The organism is Methylocaldum marinum (genome assembly GCF_003584645.1).
Lineage (GTDB): Bacteria > Pseudomonadota > Gammaproteobacteria > Methylococcales > Methylococcaceae > Methylocaldum > Methylocaldum marinum.
This window is the reverse complement of sequence record NZ_AP017928.1, coordinates 920382-935009: the sequence shown is the minus strand read 5'-3', so window position 1 is coordinate 935009 and position 14628 is coordinate 920382. Positions and strand designations below refer to the sequence as shown.

At 56.4% G+C, this 14628-nt stretch carries 22 protein-coding genes; 13 read left to right on the top strand and 9 right to left on the bottom strand.

The window, feature by feature from the left end:
• Nucleotides 1-168: 168 nt before the first annotated feature.
• A complete protein-coding gene (locus sS8_RS27925; RefSeq protein WP_170160947.1) occupies nt 169-393 on the top strand; it encodes a hypothetical protein in 225 nt (74 codons plus the stop codon).
• A 169-nt stretch (nt 394-562) separates the two neighbouring features.
• Here sS8_RS27925 and sS8_RS04135 read toward each other — a convergent pair whose 3' ends face one another.
• Nucleotides 563-814, bottom strand: a complete 252-nt coding sequence (locus tag sS8_RS04135; protein WP_145986345.1) for a hypothetical protein — start codon at nt 812-814, stop codon at nt 563-565.
• A 153-nt stretch (nt 815-967) separates the two neighbouring features.
• Between sS8_RS04135 and sS8_RS04130 the strand changes: the two genes are divergently transcribed.
• On the top strand, nt 968-1465 hold the full coding sequence (locus sS8_RS04130; protein WP_145986406.1) for a hypothetical protein: 498 nt from the start codon (nt 968-970) through the stop codon (nt 1463-1465).
• A 165-nt stretch (nt 1466-1630) separates the two neighbouring features.
• Here the strand turns inward: sS8_RS04130 and sS8_RS04125 are convergent, their stop codons facing one another.
• Nucleotides 1631-2797, bottom strand: coding sequence for a DUF3800 domain-containing protein (locus tag sS8_RS04125; RefSeq protein ID WP_119628542.1), 1167 nt, complete (start codon nt 2795-2797; stop codon nt 1631-1633).
• A gap of 153 nt (nt 2798-2950) precedes the next feature.
• Between sS8_RS04125 and tnpA (sS8_RS04120) the strand changes: the two genes are divergently transcribed.
• From tnpA (sS8_RS04120) to tnpC, 3 genes are read left to right on the top strand one after another with little or no spacing between them, the layout of a single operon-like run.
• Nucleotides 2951-3253: an IS66 family insertion sequence element accessory protein TnpA gene (gene tnpA, locus sS8_RS04120; RefSeq protein WP_119627851.1), complete on the top strand. Its 303-nt coding sequence runs from the start codon at nt 2951-2953 to the stop codon at nt 3251-3253.
• Entirely contained in the window at nt 3253-3594 is a 342-nt protein-coding gene (gene tnpB, locus sS8_RS04115; protein ID WP_119628541.1) for an IS66 family insertion sequence element accessory protein TnpB, read from the top strand. The genes tnpA (sS8_RS04120) and tnpB (sS8_RS04115) overlap by 1 nt, the downstream gene beginning before the upstream one ends.
• 58 nt (nt 3595-3652) lie before the next feature.
• Nucleotides 3653-5164 (top strand): IS66 family transposase, encoded by a 1512-nt coding sequence (gene tnpC, locus sS8_RS04110; protein ID WP_119627853.1) that lies wholly within the window; start codon nt 3653-3655, stop codon nt 5162-5164.
• Between the two features lie 75 nt (nt 5165-5239).
• Here tnpC and sS8_RS04105 read toward each other — a convergent pair whose 3' ends face one another.
• Nucleotides 5240-5725 carry a hypothetical protein gene (locus sS8_RS04105; RefSeq protein ID WP_145986405.1) on the bottom strand — a complete coding sequence of 162 codons (486 nt, stop codon included), beginning with the start codon at nt 5723-5725 and terminating at the stop codon, nt 5240-5242.
• A 229-nt stretch (nt 5726-5954) separates the two neighbouring features.
• The gene (locus tag sS8_RS04100) at nt 5955-6998 is read right to left on the bottom strand and encodes an IS5 family transposase (protein ID WP_119632595.1); all 1044 of its coding nucleotides are present in this window, start codon (nt 6996-6998) and stop codon (nt 5955-5957) included.
• Nucleotides 6999-7126: 128 nt separating this feature from the next.
• Here sS8_RS04100 and sS8_RS27920 point away from each other — a divergent pair, with 128 nt between their 5' ends.
• A complete protein-coding gene (locus sS8_RS27920; protein WP_170160946.1) occupies nt 7127-7267 on the top strand; it encodes a hypothetical protein in 141 nt (46 codons plus the stop codon).
• 257 nt (nt 7268-7524) lie between these two features.
• Here the strand turns inward: sS8_RS27920 and sS8_RS04095 are convergent, their stop codons facing one another.
• Together sS8_RS04095 and sS8_RS04090 are read right to left on the bottom strand one after the other, a co-directional pair.
• The gene (locus sS8_RS04095; RefSeq protein WP_119628459.1) at nt 7525-7938 is read right to left on the bottom strand and encodes a transposase family protein; all 414 of its coding nucleotides are present in this window, start codon (nt 7936-7938) and stop codon (nt 7525-7527) included.
• Nucleotides 7935-8411, bottom strand: coding sequence for a helix-turn-helix domain-containing protein (locus sS8_RS04090; protein WP_119628460.1), 477 nt, complete (start codon nt 8409-8411; stop codon nt 7935-7937). Before sS8_RS04090 ends, sS8_RS04095 begins: the two co-directional genes overlap by 4 nt.
• A gap of 96 nt (nt 8412-8507) precedes the next feature.
• Here sS8_RS04090 and sS8_RS04085 point away from each other — a divergent pair, with 96 nt between their 5' ends.
• Together sS8_RS04085 and sS8_RS27530 are read left to right on the top strand one after the other, a co-directional pair.
• On the top strand, nt 8508-9011 hold the full coding sequence (locus tag sS8_RS04085; protein ID WP_119628539.1) for a DUF4347 domain-containing protein: 504 nt from the start codon (nt 8508-8510) through the stop codon (nt 9009-9011).
• Between the two features lie 495 nt (nt 9012-9506).
• Entirely contained in the window at nt 9507-9779 is a 273-nt protein-coding gene (locus sS8_RS27530; RefSeq protein ID WP_145986404.1) for a hypothetical protein, read from the top strand.
• A gap of 112 nt (nt 9780-9891) precedes the next feature.
• Here sS8_RS27530 and sS8_RS04070 read toward each other — a convergent pair whose 3' ends face one another.
• Nucleotides 9892-10569 (bottom strand): group II intron maturase-specific domain-containing protein, encoded by a 678-nt coding sequence (locus sS8_RS04070; RefSeq protein ID WP_197716681.1) that lies wholly within the window; start codon nt 10567-10569, stop codon nt 9892-9894.
• Nucleotides 10570-10605: 36 nt separating this feature from the next.
• Here sS8_RS04070 and sS8_RS04065 point away from each other — a divergent pair, with 36 nt between their 5' ends.
• Nucleotides 10606-10980, top strand: coding sequence for a DUF7674 family protein (locus sS8_RS04065; protein ID WP_119628535.1), 375 nt, complete (start codon nt 10606-10608; stop codon nt 10978-10980).
• Between the two features lie 56 nt (nt 10981-11036).
• Here sS8_RS04065 and sS8_RS04060 read toward each other — a convergent pair whose 3' ends face one another.
• Nucleotides 11037-11741: an IS4 family transposase gene (locus sS8_RS04060; RefSeq protein WP_232020702.1), complete on the bottom strand. Its 705-nt coding sequence runs from the start codon at nt 11739-11741 to the stop codon at nt 11037-11039.
• 196 nt (nt 11742-11937) lie between these two features.
• Between sS8_RS04060 and sS8_RS04055 the strand changes: the two genes are divergently transcribed.
• Both sS8_RS04055 and sS8_RS04050 read left to right on the top strand, forming a co-directional pair.
• Nucleotides 11938-12234, top strand: a complete 297-nt coding sequence (locus tag sS8_RS04055; protein ID WP_119632609.1) for a type II toxin-antitoxin system Phd/YefM family antitoxin — start codon at nt 11938-11940, stop codon at nt 12232-12234.
• A gap of 14 nt (nt 12235-12248) precedes the next feature.
• Nucleotides 12249-12644 (top strand): type II toxin-antitoxin system RelE/ParE family toxin, encoded by a 396-nt coding sequence (locus sS8_RS04050; RefSeq protein ID WP_119628533.1) that lies wholly within the window; start codon nt 12249-12251, stop codon nt 12642-12644.
• A 23-nt stretch (nt 12645-12667) separates the two neighbouring features.
• Here sS8_RS04050 and sS8_RS04045 read toward each other — a convergent pair whose 3' ends face one another.
• Nucleotides 12668-13822: a hypothetical protein gene (locus sS8_RS04045; protein ID WP_119628532.1), complete on the bottom strand. Its 1155-nt coding sequence runs from the start codon at nt 13820-13822 to the stop codon at nt 12668-12670.
• Between the two features lie 107 nt (nt 13823-13929).
• Between sS8_RS04045 and tnpA (sS8_RS04040) the strand changes: the two genes are divergently transcribed.
• Together tnpA (sS8_RS04040) and tnpB (sS8_RS04035) are read left to right on the top strand one after the other, a co-directional pair.
• The gene (gene tnpA / locus sS8_RS04040; RefSeq protein ID WP_119627851.1) at nt 13930-14232 is read left to right on the top strand and encodes an IS66 family insertion sequence element accessory protein TnpA; all 303 of its coding nucleotides are present in this window, start codon (nt 13930-13932) and stop codon (nt 14230-14232) included.
• Nucleotides 14232-14573, top strand: coding sequence for an IS66 family insertion sequence element accessory protein TnpB (gene tnpB, locus sS8_RS04035; RefSeq protein ID WP_119627852.1), 342 nt, complete (start codon nt 14232-14234; stop codon nt 14571-14573). The genes tnpA (sS8_RS04040) and tnpB (sS8_RS04035) overlap by 1 nt, the downstream gene beginning before the upstream one ends.
• Nucleotides 14574-14628 lie beyond the last annotated feature (55 nt).

Here is a 14628-nt window from a genome sequence, read left to right as displayed (position 1 = left end):
CGCGTAAAGCGACCATTTGCGATTGGAGCAGCGTTTATCCGCTCGTGTCCAACGCCCAGAACCGAATGATGCACCTGGACGCGCTGTTCGCCTCGTTGCTACCGGGTGAGCGCCACATCCTGCGGGCCGGCGCCTAGTCTGGGGTTGCGTCGCCTACCTGTCCGCGCCATGCCTGAAGACAGCACCTTCCTGTTCATCGCCAGTCCGGCCGCACGCCAACGGGAAGCCATCAGCGCCTACGCCAATCGCCGTCTGGTGGAAGCCCTGTTTGGCTGCTGCCTCGAAAGTCGGGGGTTCGATCTGAAGACCCTGATTGATCCGATGGACGTAAGCGTCTTCCGTGCGCAGGCTGTAATGTTTGACGCGGATTTTGTCCCGCATTTGATCCAATAGTTTCGGCTTGCTCGGCATAATGGGCAGGTGTATAAAACCAACGGCGACCGACCCCGCTAAAGATAGCAAGGCCTTGAAATTTGGGCGGTTCCTGAAAGCGAAATCAGTTTATACCCCACAAATGGCGTAAGATAAGGCGCCTTTTAGGGGGTCTACTTTATGTTCGGCGTCATTCCGGCAGCGACTCCGCCCAGGCCTTGATCTCTGCCGTGGTGCGGAATTTGAAAGCGCGATTGCTCGCCAGGTGCGCCTTTGTGCCTATCATCAGCACCGCCATGGTGCCGGTCGCAAACGTCCACCATGCGCTGTCCCGGCTCACGTAGATGCACAACAGCAGGAATCCGAATGTGGCGGCGTCTTTGAGGATGCTTTCCATCAAGCTCTCTGTGCGGTCGAAAAACACATATTTTGGTTCGCTCATGCTCTTTCCTTTGTCAGTTCCGCCGAACAAGCCGCTCCAGCCGACAGGCAAAAGCGGCGCGGTTTCAGTTTTCTATCTGGCCTTCGTGGGCCGCTTTTGCCTGTCGGCTGAGCGGCGGCGTTAGGCAATTAAAATTTAGGCATGGGCACAATTATGGAGTTTTGGCAGACAATAGCGGCAACAGTGATAGGTGGTGTAATCACTTTAGCCACGACAATTCTGACGATTAATCATCAAAAAGCACTAGATAAAAATCGGAGAAAGCTAGAAAAAATTGAGAAGGTATATGAGCTTCTGTCAAAACTCGAAAGTAGCTATAGAATGGAGTGGGCATCAGATTGTATGTCCATTAATAATAGAAAGTACTCAGATCAATTCCGAATAAAAGAAAGATTGCCGTTTGAAGAAATTAAGATGTTAATTGGATTTTATGCTCCAGAACTTAAGGAAGATGCAGACAAGTTAATTGCTCTATCAAAAGATAGGTATGGGAAGCTTAAGTCCAGCATCGTAGACATTGAAATGTCATCAATGTCAACCGATGAGACAGATACTTTAAAACAACAACTTACTACGGTTTTCTATGAGATAAAGAACGATATAGAAAGTATACAGAACAAGCTAGTAAAAATTGGAGACACGCTTATATAAGCGAGACCTTATGTTGGCATATTCAAGCCTAACAAGGGAATCTCGGCAATGGGCTCACCCGTCTTGAGGTTCTTGAGCGAGAGTCGCTCGGGCGAGATTTGGATGTAGACGACTGTCTTGAGTGCGGAGAACATGCGTGGGCGCCGTGGGGCCTAACGGTAAAGTTCAGCCGCGCCGCTTTTCGGCGTCGGCTGGAACGCCTTGTTGGGCGCTCACGGTCATGCCTTCCAGCCTTCTCTTTTCATCGAGCGCCATGAGTTCTCTTCCTTTTTTCATTTGCTCTTCTGTTGGCTCAGGCAAATCTTCAAACCACTTTTGCCACCTTGATGCTATGGCATGAATAGAAATTTCATCAGTTCTGCTTTTATGCATTTGCTTTTGTATGATTGGATATATTTTTGGAGCGAGTTCTTTCTCTTCCATTAGACGTTTAAATATCCATAGATATACATCAACCAACTCAAGACCAGCGCTTTCAGTACCTGCTTTGAATGATATAGGTATTGTTGGCATGCCCTTAAAACTAATTTCGGGTAGACCAGGGCCAGTAACCATCGGTACATCCCGCGCTGATGCGTAAAATTCGGCCAAAGTTTTTTGTGCTTTATTGAATTGAGACTGTTGATCGACTGTAATCTGAGATGCTTTTTTGCCGTTTTTTAGCAGACGCAGCGTTATTCCATGCATTACGGACTGAAACCCAATTAGGTTTGGCGTTATAGAAAGCATGTCTTTTTTTCTTTTAGCGTTATAGTAAATCTCGGCAGGGTTATTGTCAGCCCAATTTAGAGTATCGTAGATCAATGTTCTTGACCTTTCATCTGGCAATTCGCCAACTCTGCCTTTAATTATATTGCAGACTTCTACTAAGCCAGATTCTGCTTTTTGATCATTAATCTCTATTCTTGCGCTCCATGCTTTTTTAAGTGTTTCCTCGTCAAACAAATATGCCAGTTTTAACAGAAGCACATATCGCATTGGTGTCCAATATCCTGACCAAGTAATTGCTGGATTTAAACCTTGATCAAACACTTGATCGAAAAAGCTTATTAATGCATGGTCGGCTTTTGCCACTCGGTAGATATCAAATCTGAGATCGTATCGTTTTTGTAGGTTATATATTTCCGTTGATATTTGCGCTATGCCAGCATTGCCTAACTCATTTGCATGCAACCTTTTTACGCCAAGTCGCTTTCTAAGCGAACTTAATGTGTTCTCAGCTAATACATCGATGTTGACCCTGCTAGACAATACACCGTAGTAAAGAATCGGTTGATTCTCGTCAAAAAGGTTTGTGCCTGTATGGCCGCTTTCATCAACGTAAAAGTACAAACTTGTTTTCCTTTGTTACGCCCAACACCAGAATTAAGCCGTGCCGCGAAGCGGCATCGGCTTGAATGACTTGTGTAAGCGTCCGGCTGTCCGCATAATTCCCACCGATTAGCGCCTGAGTCACAGTATCGCCATATTCCCGAAGAGGAGGAGATGGCGATGACGAAACAAGAACGAGAGATGCATTGGCGGGTCCTGCTGGAGCAACAGGCAGGGAGTGGGTTGTCGGTGCGCGCTTGGTGTGCGCGCGAGGCGGTCAGCTATGCGGCGTTCATCTACTGGCGTCGACGCGTAGCGCAGCCAGCGGTGGTGGCGCCACTGACGTTGATGCGGGTAGATGGCGGTGAGACAGCAGTCGGTGGTCTGTGGTTGTCGGTGGGCGGGGTTCGCATCGAGGTGAAACCGGGGTTCGATGCCGGGTTGTTGAAGCAGGTGGTGGCCGCATTGGTCTCGTGATGCTGGCGACGATTCTGAGTGCGGCGGCGGTGTATGTGGTGGCCGAGCCGGTCGATTTGCGCAAGTCCATCGATGGTTTGGCGCTGGCGGTGGAGAGCAGTCTGGGGTATTCGCCGTTATCGGGTGCGGTGTTCGTGTTTTTCAACCGGGGCCGGGACAAGGTGAAGCTGTTGTGGTGGGATCGTCACGGTTTCTGGCTGGCCTACAAGCGGCTGGAGAAAGGCCGCTTCCGCAAGCCGGTTCAGGGGACGATTTCGCGCTCGGACCTGCTGCTGTTGCTGGAAGGCGTGGACCTGACGGTGGCCCGTTTCCGCGCGGTTCGCGCGGGTCGGGTCGGCTGAGTCGAAAGTGCCTGAAACCCGCATCAGAGCTGGGCTTTCGGGTGGTCCACCGGGTATAATGGCAGCCATGAATGCCGCCGCTCTCGCCGAAGAAAATCGTACTCTAAAGGCCACCCTGGCCCAGCGCGAGGCGCGCATCGAACGGCTGGAATTCGACCTGGCGCAGCTGAAGAAGCTGCTGTTCGGCGCCCGTTCCGAGCGACTGGCGACCCTCCCCGACATCGACCAACTGCCGCTGTGGGATGAGGTGCCCGAGGACGCCCCCGTCGCCAGTCCGGTGGCGTTCAAGACGGTGGTGGTGCAATCGCCCGCCAAGAATCAACCGAAGCGCACCGCACTGCCGGCGCATCTGCCGCGAGAGATCGTGGTATTGCCGTTGTCGGCACAAGACCGGCAGTGTCCTGCCTGCGGTGAGGAACGGCCGGTGATCGGCTACGAAAGCTCCGAACGCTTGGATTACGTCCCGGCGCAACTGAAGGTCGTGGAAACGCGGCGGGAAAAGTGCGCCTGCGCGAAGTGCCAAGGGCAGTTGACCACGGTACCGGCCCCGCCGCAAATCATCGAGCAGGGCATCCCTCTGCCGGGTCTTCTGGCACATCTGCTGATGGCCAAATACGGCTATCACCTGCCGCTGTACCGCATCGAGCAAATCTTTGCCCACCAGGGTGTCCCCATTGCCCGCACCACGTTGTGCGACTGGGTCATCCAGAGCGGCTGGCAGCTGCAGCCCTTGGTCGAGCGGATGCTGGCGTTGCTCAAGCAACAGCCGGTGATCTTCTCGGACGACACCACTGTGGCGGTGCAGGACCGCGGCAAGACGCGGGAAACCCGGTTTTGGGTATACGCCGGCCACTCGCCGCCCATCGTCGTCTATGACCACACCGAAACCCGGGCGGGCAAGCATCCCAAGGCCAAACTGGAAGGCTACAGCGGCTACCTGCAGGCGGACGCCTATGCCGGTTACGACCAGATCTTCGCCGCAGGCAAGGTCCTGGAAGTGGCGTGCTGGGCGCATGCGCGCCGCAAGTTCTTCGAGATTGCCCGACAGACCGAGAACGGCAAGCGCATCAGCGCCCATGAGGCCTTGGAGTACATCGGCCGGCTCTACGCCATCGAACGGGAGGCCAAGGAACAGCAACTCGACGCCGAAGGCACCCGAAAGCTACGGCAGGAACAGGCGCGGCCGATCCTGGCCGAGTTCAAGGCCTGGCTCGAAGACCGGCTGCGCCAGCTGGCGCCCAAGACCCCCACTGCCCAGGCCATCGGCTATGCCCTCAAGAACTGGCCGGCGCTGGAGCGCTATACCGAAGACGGTCGCCTGGAGATCGACAACAACCGCAGTGAGCGGGCGATCCGCCCCCTCACCATCGGCCGCAAGAACTGGCTGTTCCTCGGCTCGCCCAAGGGCGGCCAGGTCGCCGCCACGGTGTTCAGCCTCATCCAAACCTGCAAGGAACTCGACCTCAACCCAGAGGCCTACCTGAAAGACGTCCTGACCCGTTTACCCACCACCAAGCAGAGGGAGATCGACAGCCTGCTACCCCACAACTGGAAACCAGCCAACGTATAAGGTCCTGACGGTTAACTGTTCGGCGGCATCAGGAAAAGACTGTCCTCCAGCGGACGCTTACTGACTTGTTAGCTGCTACTTGGCCCACACCGCGTCCAGAGCATTCGCTATATCGGAGAATATTGTGCCGCTCATCGGCGGGCAGTTCTCGGAGTAGCCTGATCCGTTGACGTTAAGGATAGTCCCGTTGGTAGCCGTATCGACCAGGTCAGTGCTTATGTGACTAAATCTGAATCCGCCACCGAAGCACCGGTTTGCCCAGTCGTAGGGAGCAAACCCATCTACGACGAGAACGTAGCGCGCTTCTGCCTGATTGTAGGACTCCGTTCGGGTTGCAGATGTGCGTTCCGATACGCGCGTGGTGGAACTCCAGCGCAGGACTTTGAAGCCCTTCTGCCTAAGATGGTTCTGTATCTCGATCACCCAAGGGGCGCTCGGGGCGTCCAAGGCAACAACTCGCTCTCCAACAATCTTCGAATCTGTCATCTGCGTCACGCGGCCGCTAGAAGCGCAACCAGTGAGAAACGCGAAGAACAGTACAACTGCAAGCAAACGCAACACTCCGATCTCCCCGGTAGTAGCTAACGACCGAGTTCAGGGGCGTAGCGAAGCGGAGTCCCCTGGAACGATTTGTGGGCACCTCGAAAAACCCTGAATTTTGATGAAAACCCGGCTCTAATTTTTTGACCGGGCGGGCACACGAGCCGACTCCCTCACGCTCTTGTCGCCATTTCACTTTTCATTTTCCCCGAATCGCCCGCGTTGGGGGCCTTTCGGGCGAGGGTGGGCCTCAAAAGGCCACGACACCCGCCTGTTTCAGGTAAACCAGCCGCTTCAGGTTATAGCTGGCCGCCATCATCGTCATGGCAAAGTTCGCCCTCGCCTGGCCGATGGTGCGAATAAACTTGCCGCCCATTTGTGCGATGGCGGCGAAGGGATGCTCGACCCGTGCTCGGACCCGGGCGATGCGTTGATTACGTTGTTTCTGCCGTTCGGACAGCGGATGGTTGCGCTGGCCCTTGCGCTGGATGTGGTTGCGATAACCCGCTTCCTGGAGCTGGGCTTCCCGTTCCGCACTCGGATAGCCCTTGTCGGCATAGACGTCCCGGCTGGTGTTGCTAGTGTTCAACACCGCCTCAAAGTGCTGGCTGTCATGAGTAGCGGCGGTGCCGGTCTCGATCTTGCGGATAACCTTGTAGCGCTTGTCCACGTTGATGGAGAGCTTGTAGCCGTGGTGGCTCTTGCCGTGCTTCTTGGTCCAGGTGGCGTCCAGGTCTTTTTGCCGCCGCTTGGCCGGGCTCCAGTCCGCCGGCATCGCGCCTTCCTTCAGCATCTCCTTATCGTCCTTGCTGAAGTGCTGCTTTGGCGCAGGCACCAGGGTGGCGTCGATGATATGCCCCCCGCGGGCGATGTAGCCATGCTTGAGCAACTGCCGCTCGATGCCGTCGAACAGCGCCTGGGCGCCGACCTCGCCGATGCGGTTCTCGAAGGTCCACATCGTGGTGCGGTCCGGGATGCTGGCCGAGTCCATCAGCCCGCAGAAGCGCTGGTAACTCATCCGATCAAGCAACTGGTATTCCATCTGCTCGTCCGAGAGATTGTTGACCCGCTTGAGAAACAGGATGCGCACCATCGTTTCGGTGGGAAACGGCGGACGACCGCCTTGCGGGCTGACCGGTCGGGGCGCCGCCTGATCCACGTCCGCGGCAAGCGCCGCAAAGTCGATGTGGGTCTCGAAGGCCACCAGCGGATCGCCCATCCGGTCGATCTTCTGCTTGCGCAAATCGGCCGCAAACAGATCGGGTTTGATCGCGCTCTTCGGAGACTTTGGCATCTTCGGTTTGGTCATGTCTGGGACTCAACACACTGATTGGCTACAGGTCCTATTTTACCGGGCGCGCGCAGACCAAGGAGGTTTTTCGAGGTGCCCTACTCTGGGTTGAACTATAAGGAGAAGTACTGATGAAAGAACAAGAAAGCTTTATTAGCTATCAAAACCCATTTATTCGGTCGCTAAGTGGTCTTCTTAAGAATGAGCGATGGATTATGGTTCTGTTCTCAATTCTTTTTCTTGCGGATTGGTGGTTGGGATGGCTGATTTAACTTAGTAAAATGAATGACGGCGTAACCCATCATTTCACTGAATCCATCTTGCCTAACATGGCGCTCAAGCTGACCCGCTTCCGCTACGCTCCAGCGGTCGGCTTAGCGCCACGTTAGGCGTTATAACCCTTGGCAAGTCTGCGGCTAAGCCACGCAAGAACTAGCAGAGATGGTGACAGATTCGATCATGAAATAGTTCTGAATAGACATTATCGGAAACCACCTTTCATAACCGGAACAGAGGAAAAGGCCGGCTATCAATAACTCTGGTTTCGGCAGTAGCTCCTGTAATTGTGCAGGCCGCAGGCCAATTCAATGACGACATCGTCGTAGCCTTCCTTGGTGTTCCTGAACACGTCTTTGACGACGCGGCACCGCTTGATTCCCGAGATGATGTGTTCGATGATCACGCGGATGCTTGAGTGGAGCCGGTTAGCCTCCTGGTCGTCGGCCGAAAGCCGGCCGTTGCGCGGCCTCTTCTTCGGCTGGTGGACTGTGACATTCGCCAGTTCGTGTCCCTGGAAGCCGCTGTCGCGATACAGCTCGACGCCGTCGGGGAACCGGGGCCCTTCTTCGTCGCAGATCTTCTTGTCGTGCTTCTTGCCCTCATGGGTCGAGCCCAAGTACTTGACCTGCCTGTCCTCCAGGCCGCCGACAAGGTTGTTCTTCACGGTGTGGCATTTTTTTTACCGCTGTAGTGGATGCGTTGCCCCAGGTCGTTGACGGGGCGGTTGATGCGCCTTTCCGTCCCGTCTATGCCCAAGTCCTGCCGCGTCTCCTGCTCCAGCCTGGACAGCATCTCCTCGGTGAGCCGGGCGGGCTTGTGCCCGCGGGCGTCAAGTGTCTTGTTGAGCACCCTGCTCAACAGGTGGATCGTGAAGTTGGCCCGGGGTTGGCTCATGCCGAACAGATGCGCGATGACCTCTTGCAGAGGGTAGGTCTTCAGATAGAACAGGATGAACAGCAGCCGGTCGGCCATGCTCGCGATAATCGGCGGACGCCCTCCTTTAGTCAGGTTCCTGCCGGTTTCTTCGTCCCCTGTCGCCGCAAAAGAAACCAAGAGTTCCTCAAACTCGGAGGCCTTCAGACTGGTCATGGCCATCAATGTCCTCGGCTTTTGCTTCACGTCTTCGTAGGAAACCATACTATACTCTTGCCCTTAGTTCTCTTCGTTATTCAATGACAGACTGCCATGCTAGTTTCCGATAATGTCTAATAATTATTTTTCGAGGTAATCGAGATGGATATGGAATTTACTGTCGTAGATGATTCCGATATCGTAGGTTGGATGGCTTCGGCTACGCGAGTCGGTGAAATCTATGTGCAAGATGTGGACAGCATGGTCAATAAGATCCTGCAGGCACTCCGAGTTTACACTTATTCTCGTGTCTGTACTCCAAATGATCGAATCAGGTATAACCGCATGTCGAGACTCAATATATTCGATCATGGGAATGCGAGTGGAATCGAGATCGGCAGCGACTGGATCAATACCGCAAGCTTACCCAACTTCCGGACTACTTTGGCAATTCTCTCCGGTAATTTTGCCCCTAGCGGTTTTGTGCACCTCCAGCACTGCAACGTGGGACAAAATCGGGTGCTGCTGGTAGAATTGGCGCGCACTTTCGGTGTCTCGGTTTACGCTGGCACTGGGAAACATAACCCGGTCTATCGATTCAATACTGGTAGCTATGTCCGGGCCGACCCGGATGGTGCTTTTCATGCCGATGTGGGACGCCCATGAGTGCCCGGAAGGATTGGAGCCACTGGCTGAGTGGTATTAACATCGCACTTACGGTTCTGGGAATCAGCATGTTGGTGGTCGGAATTGGGATTGATCGCTCTAAGCCTTCCGCTTTTCCCGCCTTGCCATTCCAGGATTATTTGGTTGCGATGCTCCTGTGGTCTTATATTGTTGCTACACCGATTTGTGGCGGCTTAGCTATAGCCCTAGATTCCGTCCGAAAGGGTTGGGTCCGAGTCAATTACCTCTTGCTGTTGATTTGGCTTGCTTTTATGGTGTGGACGGGGACCATGACCTTGTAACCCGCACAGGTTTAGGCGGCGAAGGAACCCCAATATGACTAGAACTGGGAAAATGGGGACGGATTTATTTTCAGCGAGTGACCGACTCCTAGAGCAAAAGCCCCCTAACCTCGCAGTGGAGCCGACGCCTAACAGCCTACGCTCCTACGTCGCTCCGGCTCTTTGGCGCAGCTCACTGACAGCGTTGGGCGTCATGACAAAGCGCGCAAAGCTGATCGCTCTCTTGGCTGTCGAGGTCGCCCTGATCATCCTGCATGTTGTCCTTCGTACGGCCGAGCCTGGCTCTGAGTTGTCGTGGCATTGGGCGCTGGCGCTGTCGTTTGGCATCGTGCTCGTGGCTTACGCTTTCTCCATCCGGTGTCCTGCTGTGAACTGCCGTCGCGGGCAAGTCATTCGCGGCTGGTCGGCGTTTGATGTTCGGCTGCCAGGCCAGCACTGCTATGTTTGTGGGCATTCATTGGAGTAACGGTGTAGCCATGTCGCCCAATCGGGTAACCGGGGGCTTCTAACCCCCAGTCCCCACACCACCCGGCATGCGGGTCCGCACCGGGCGGTTCATGGAACGGAGCACACGACGATCACGCATAGCCATGGATGCGCATCCACAGCGTTCGAATCGATATCAAGCCTTGCGATGCCAGCCCATCGTTCGTCATCCCGGTCTGTGTCGCCAGCGTCTTCGAGAGGTGCCAGTAGCTCTTGCTGCTGAGCGCCGTCAGAATAGCTTGACGTTTGCTCGTTCCCAGCGCGAGAAGATAGCGGACCTGGGTGCGCACGTAGCGCCACTGTTTCCAGTAGCACATGCGGATGCGTCGCCTGATCCAGGCATCGATCTCAGGGATGGGTCGGTAGTCGTCCGAGATGCCGAAGTAGTTCATCCATCCGCGCACGTAGATCGCGAGCTTTTCCAGCCGATAGGCCATCGACACGCCCCAGCTTCGCCCCGTCAGTTGACGGATACGATGTTTGAAGTCGTCGAAGGCCTCATCGGACCAGCGCAGCTTGCCCTTGCGGAAGGTGAATCCGAGAAACGTGCAGTGCTCAACGCTCACCACACGACTCGTGCGCTCGTTGACCGCGAGTTTGAGTTTGCCCGTGAGAAACCGGGCGATGCTGGTCTTGACGCGTTCACCGGCGCGCTCGCTCTTGATGAGGACAAGCAGATCGTCCGCGTAACGGGCAAACGCGTGACCGCGCCGCGCCAGCTCTTTGTCGAGGTCGTCCAACAGGATGTTGGCGAGCAGCGGCGAGAGCACGCCTCCAACAATAGAGCAAAACCATGGTCACAGGCAATGGAAGTTCTCATTGAGTCTTGTCCGAGTTTCCGCCCACTCTGGGCCGCACATCTCGCCAAGTGGGGCAACGACGTTCTTTACATTGCAGCAGGCGAATTTGCCGGTCACCTCTTGACTGTCTATCGGGCTGGAGGCGACTCGCCTTTTCCGCACGTTGCTCTTGCAGTTGAACGTCTACACATCGACGGGTCGCCCTGGGTAAAGGAGTTCGCTACCGTTGGCGTGCTCGAAGGAGTTCAAAACGTGTGGGCGAACGGTGGCGAAGATCCAGAGCACTTTGGCGCTCATCTTCTTCCTGAAAGCAGGCGCGCGTGGGACGCATTGAACGCTTTTTGGCGGGGAGAGAAAGTCAATGATGCTGAAACCGGCTAATCGGGTAGCCGGGGGTGTTTAGCCTCCAGCCCCCACAGCACTCAATAGTGTTCGGCTCATTTTTTGCTTAAGGTGGCTTTGTGGCGCATTCGTTCCAGATAGGTGATGAGTTCCTCCTCGGTCGCCCAACCGCTAAGGTAATGGCACACCATTTCATAGGTGGCCTTGGTCGGGGCGTGGCCGATCCAGAGACTCAGCAGCAAACTGGCGATGATGGCGGCATACACCTGGAACATAACGCCGTTGGCGGTCTGGCTGAGCAGATGCCGACAGCTCAACACGCACTTCATCAACCAACGAAAGAACAATTCCACGGTCCAGCGGCCGCGATAGGCCACGGCAATCAACTCGGCATCCAGGTCCAGGCGGTTGGTCACCAGAATGAGGGGCTCGACCGTGCCGTCGACGCGGTGGCGGCCGGTGCTGACCCAGACCAGCCGGAACGGCTGCGGCAAACGCCGCGTGTGATGCGGTGTGCCCAGACGGCGCAGGTCCACATCGCGGATGACGCCTGCTGCCCGATCGGTGTCGGTGAGGGGGCGCTCCCGGCGCACCTCGTACGCAACGTTCTCCTGGACCCGGCCGACAAAACTGCACGCATGGTCGTGCAGATCCTGGAACAAGCGATAGTCGGAATAGCCGCGGTCGAACACATAAAACCCACCCGGTTGGACGAAGCGCCGCAACTCGGCCCGCTCCGAGCCGGTGCCGGCGGTCACGCGGACGGCGAGGGGATTGGCCTGGAACACCGCAAAGGCCACAGGCAACTTATTGAGAAGGCCCTTAAATATGCGACGCCACGGTTTAGCGAGATCAATAAGTTAGCTGAATTTTGAGCCGAGCTATTTAAGGGCCTGATTAATAAGAGCGGAGAATTCGGGCACGATGATTTTTAGAATATTGCAACGCGTGTATCATGAACAGAATTCTGTACATTTCTCGCGAATGGAGGCCGCCATGGCATTCTCGGTCAATGATGTCATTCCTCTCTCTCAAGCACGCGCCAACCTGTCCGAGCTAGCCGAACAAGTCAAAGCCGGGGCAGAAAAGATCGTTACCAAGAACGGCGAAAGCTACATCGCCCTGATCGATGCCAAACGCTTGGACTACTATCACCAACTGGAGCGCGCCCGCATCCACTTGCTCACTCTCGACGAGGCAGTCCAAGGCCTGGCCGATATCGAAGCAGGACAGGTGAAGGATGCCAAGTCTGCACTGAATGCGCTGAAGAAACGCCGCGCGCCAAAAACCTGATAGCGCGCCCGGTGATGAGCACCCGGCGCACGACCGTAAAGTTCACCAAAAACTTCCAGTTCAATCTCGAATCTATCGAGGCGTTCTGGTCCGAAATCGATTTTCCTCAAGACTACGACCGTCTCCTAGACGAACTCGGCCAGAGGGTTATTCCCAATTTGGAGCGATTCCCGACAATAGGACGCCCATTCCTGGCTCGCCGCCCGGAATCGGTCGAGGCCCTCTCAAAGCTGGAAAAGCTGCAGGCGCAATTGGCCCGCCTCGGCGAAAACACCGACCTCCGTGAGTATGTGATGGAGGACTATTTGCTCCTCTACGCGATTATCGACGAAGCTGTTTACCTGCTGACCATTCGCCGCCACAAACAACTGTCCTTCGATTTCGTGGGGCTTTGGGTAGACCAAGGCTAAAAACCGGTTTGATCGGTCGTTCCTCACCGCCACAATCCGGCTTGTTTCAGCCGGCGCACCAGTGCCGTGCGTTTTCCGTGGCGCGCCATGAAGCCGTTCAGACGTGCGTCGAATTCGCCCCGGTTTGCGTGGAGCACATACGCCTCCGCCAGATCGACCAGGGCGCGGGTCGCTTCCTCGTAGGACGACGCAACGCCGCGTTCCGCCTTCTCATCGATGCCTTGCCAGCAACGGTCGAAGTCGGCGGCGAGGGTGGCCAGGTAGGCTTCCCGCCGCGGGCGCTGTTCCGCTTTCAATCGGGCGAGTTCTTCCTCTTCCCGTTTTAGCCGTTCTGCCTCTGCTCCGTTTGCCAGCTCCTGCAATTCCGCAACGGCGCGGCGTTTCCCGGATGTCGCGGCACACGGGGCGCGCTCCCTCTGCCAGGCATAAAAGCGTGCCTTGAGCTGCCGTTCCGCCCGCTGCGATTTTCCCTGAAGCAACTGCTTCAGGATCGAACGAGCCTCCTCCGCGGACAGTCCGGCCAGCCATGCGTCCATCTCGCGGTCGAAATCGACTGCCGCAGCGCTCACCTCCGAGTCTGCCGATGCCGCGGCCGTGAGCAGATCGGGGCCGATCTCGAGAAATTCGACCAAAGACTGCTGGGCGCCGGTAAGTCTCGATAACCCCGGTGGCGGTGCCGGTTCGAGACTCGCCTCGTCGACTTCGCCCGAGGTGACTCCGGCAAGCCAGCCGAGATACAGCGCTCGGTGGTCGCCGCGGAGCAATTCGTCGCGCAACGGCGCCAGACGCCCCATCCAGCCGCTTCCGCTTTCGCATGCGAAGCGGTCGTAATCATCGCCTTCGTTCAAGGCCCACTCGATGATCCAGTGATCGGAAGACCGGTCGATCTTGAGGGAGGCCTCGGTTTCAAAACCGGCGAGTTCGCTCTCGGTGAACACCGAGCGCGGCACCCTCAGGGCGAATCGGCAACTACCCCAATTGGCCACGTATACGAAGGCGTCGAAATAACGCCGCATCCAATCCGTCGGATCGCCCTTAAGGTCGCCCCAGTGGTACTCGTTGACAAACGAGGTCGGCGTGATCGTTGCCCGCGTCGACCGGGCACGCAACTCGGCCATTTGTGCCTGGGACAGCGGCCGGTCGATGGCTAGGAATTCGTAGTATTGATATTCACTCATAGTGGTTTGGATCGTGGCTTGGAAAGACGTAAGCGTCCGGCTGTCCGCATAATTCCCACCGATTAGCGCCTGAGTCACAGTATCGCCATATTCCCGAAGAGGAGGAGATGGCGATGACGAAACAAGAACGAGAGATGCATTGGCGGGTCCTGCTGGAGCAACAGGCAGGGAGTGGGTTGTCGGTGCGCGCTTGGTGTGCGCGCGAGGCGGTCAGCTATGCGGCGTTCATCTACTGGCGTCGACGCGTAGCGCAGCCAGCGGTGGTGGCGCCACTGACGTTGATGCGGGTAGATGGCGGTGAGACAGCAGTCGGTGGTCTGTGGTTGTCGGTGGGCGGGGTTCGCATCGAGGTGAAACCGGGGTTCGATGCCGGGTTGTTGAAGCAGGTGGTGGCCGCATTGGTCTCGTGATGCTGGCGACGATTCTGAGTGCGGCGGCGGTGTATGTGGTGGCCGAGCCGGTCGATTTGCGCAAGTCCATCGATGGTTTGGCGCTGGCGGTGGAGAGCAGTCTGGGGCATTCGCCGTTATCGGGTGCGGTGTTCGTGTTTTTCAACCGGGGCCGGGACAAGGTGAAGCTGTTGTGGTGGGATCGTCACGGTTTCTGGCTGGCCTACAAGCGGCTGGAGAAAGGCCGCTTCCGCAAGCCGGTTCAGGGGACGATTTCGCGCTCGGACCTGCTGCTGTTGCTGGAAGGCGTGGACCTGACGGTGGCCCGTTTCCGCGCGGTTCGCGCGGGTCGGGTCGGCTGAGTCGAAAGTGCCTAAAACCCGCATCAGAGCTGGGCTTTCGGGTGGTCCACCGGGT

Coding starts and splice junctions, on each gene's coding strand:
- sS8_RS27925 (WP_170160947.1), top strand. CDS start 169: ATGCCTGAAGACAGCACCTTCCTGTTCATCGCCAGTCCGGCCGCACGC.
- sS8_RS04135 (WP_145986345.1), bottom strand. CDS start 814: ATGAGCGAACCAAAATATGTGTTTTTCGACCGCACAGAGAGCTTGATG.
- sS8_RS04130 (WP_145986406.1), top strand. CDS start 968: ATGGAGTTTTGGCAGACAATAGCGGCAACAGTGATAGGTGGTGTAATC.
- tnpA (WP_119627851.1), top strand. CDS start 2,951: ATGGCGATGACGAAACAAGAACGAGAGATGCATTGGCGGGTCCTGCTG.
- tnpB (WP_119628541.1), top strand. CDS start 3,253: ATGCTGGCGACGATTCTGAGTGCGGCGGCGGTGTATGTGGTGGCCGAG.
- tnpC (WP_119627853.1), top strand. CDS start 3,653: ATGGCAGCCATGAATGCCGCCGCTCTCGCCGAAGAAAATCGTACTCTA.
- sS8_RS04100 (WP_119632595.1), bottom strand. CDS start 6,998: ATGCCAAAGTCTCCGAAGAGCGCGATCAAACCCGATCTGTTTGCGGCC.
- sS8_RS27920 (WP_170160946.1), top strand. CDS start 7,127: ATGAAAGAACAAGAAAGCTTTATTAGCTATCAAAACCCATTTATTCGG.
- sS8_RS04090 (WP_119628460.1), bottom strand. CDS start 8,411: ATGGTTTCCTACGAAGACGTGAAGCAAAAGCCGAGGACATTGATGGCC.
- sS8_RS04085 (WP_119628539.1), top strand. CDS start 8,508: ATGGATATGGAATTTACTGTCGTAGATGATTCCGATATCGTAGGTTGG.
- sS8_RS27530 (WP_145986404.1), top strand. CDS start 9,507: ATGACAAAGCGCGCAAAGCTGATCGCTCTCTTGGCTGTCGAGGTCGCC.
- sS8_RS04065 (WP_119628535.1), top strand. CDS start 10,606: ATGGAAGTTCTCATTGAGTCTTGTCCGAGTTTCCGCCCACTCTGGGCC.
- sS8_RS04055 (WP_119632609.1), top strand. CDS start 11,938: ATGGCATTCTCGGTCAATGATGTCATTCCTCTCTCTCAAGCACGCGCC.
- sS8_RS04050 (WP_119628533.1), top strand. CDS start 12,249: ATGAGCACCCGGCGCACGACCGTAAAGTTCACCAAAAACTTCCAGTTC.
- sS8_RS04045 (WP_119628532.1), bottom strand. CDS start 13,822: ATGAGTGAATATCAATACTACGAATTCCTAGCCATCGACCGGCCGCTG.
- tnpA (WP_119627851.1), top strand. CDS start 13,930: ATGGCGATGACGAAACAAGAACGAGAGATGCATTGGCGGGTCCTGCTG.
- tnpB (WP_119627852.1), top strand. CDS start 14,232: ATGCTGGCGACGATTCTGAGTGCGGCGGCGGTGTATGTGGTGGCCGAG.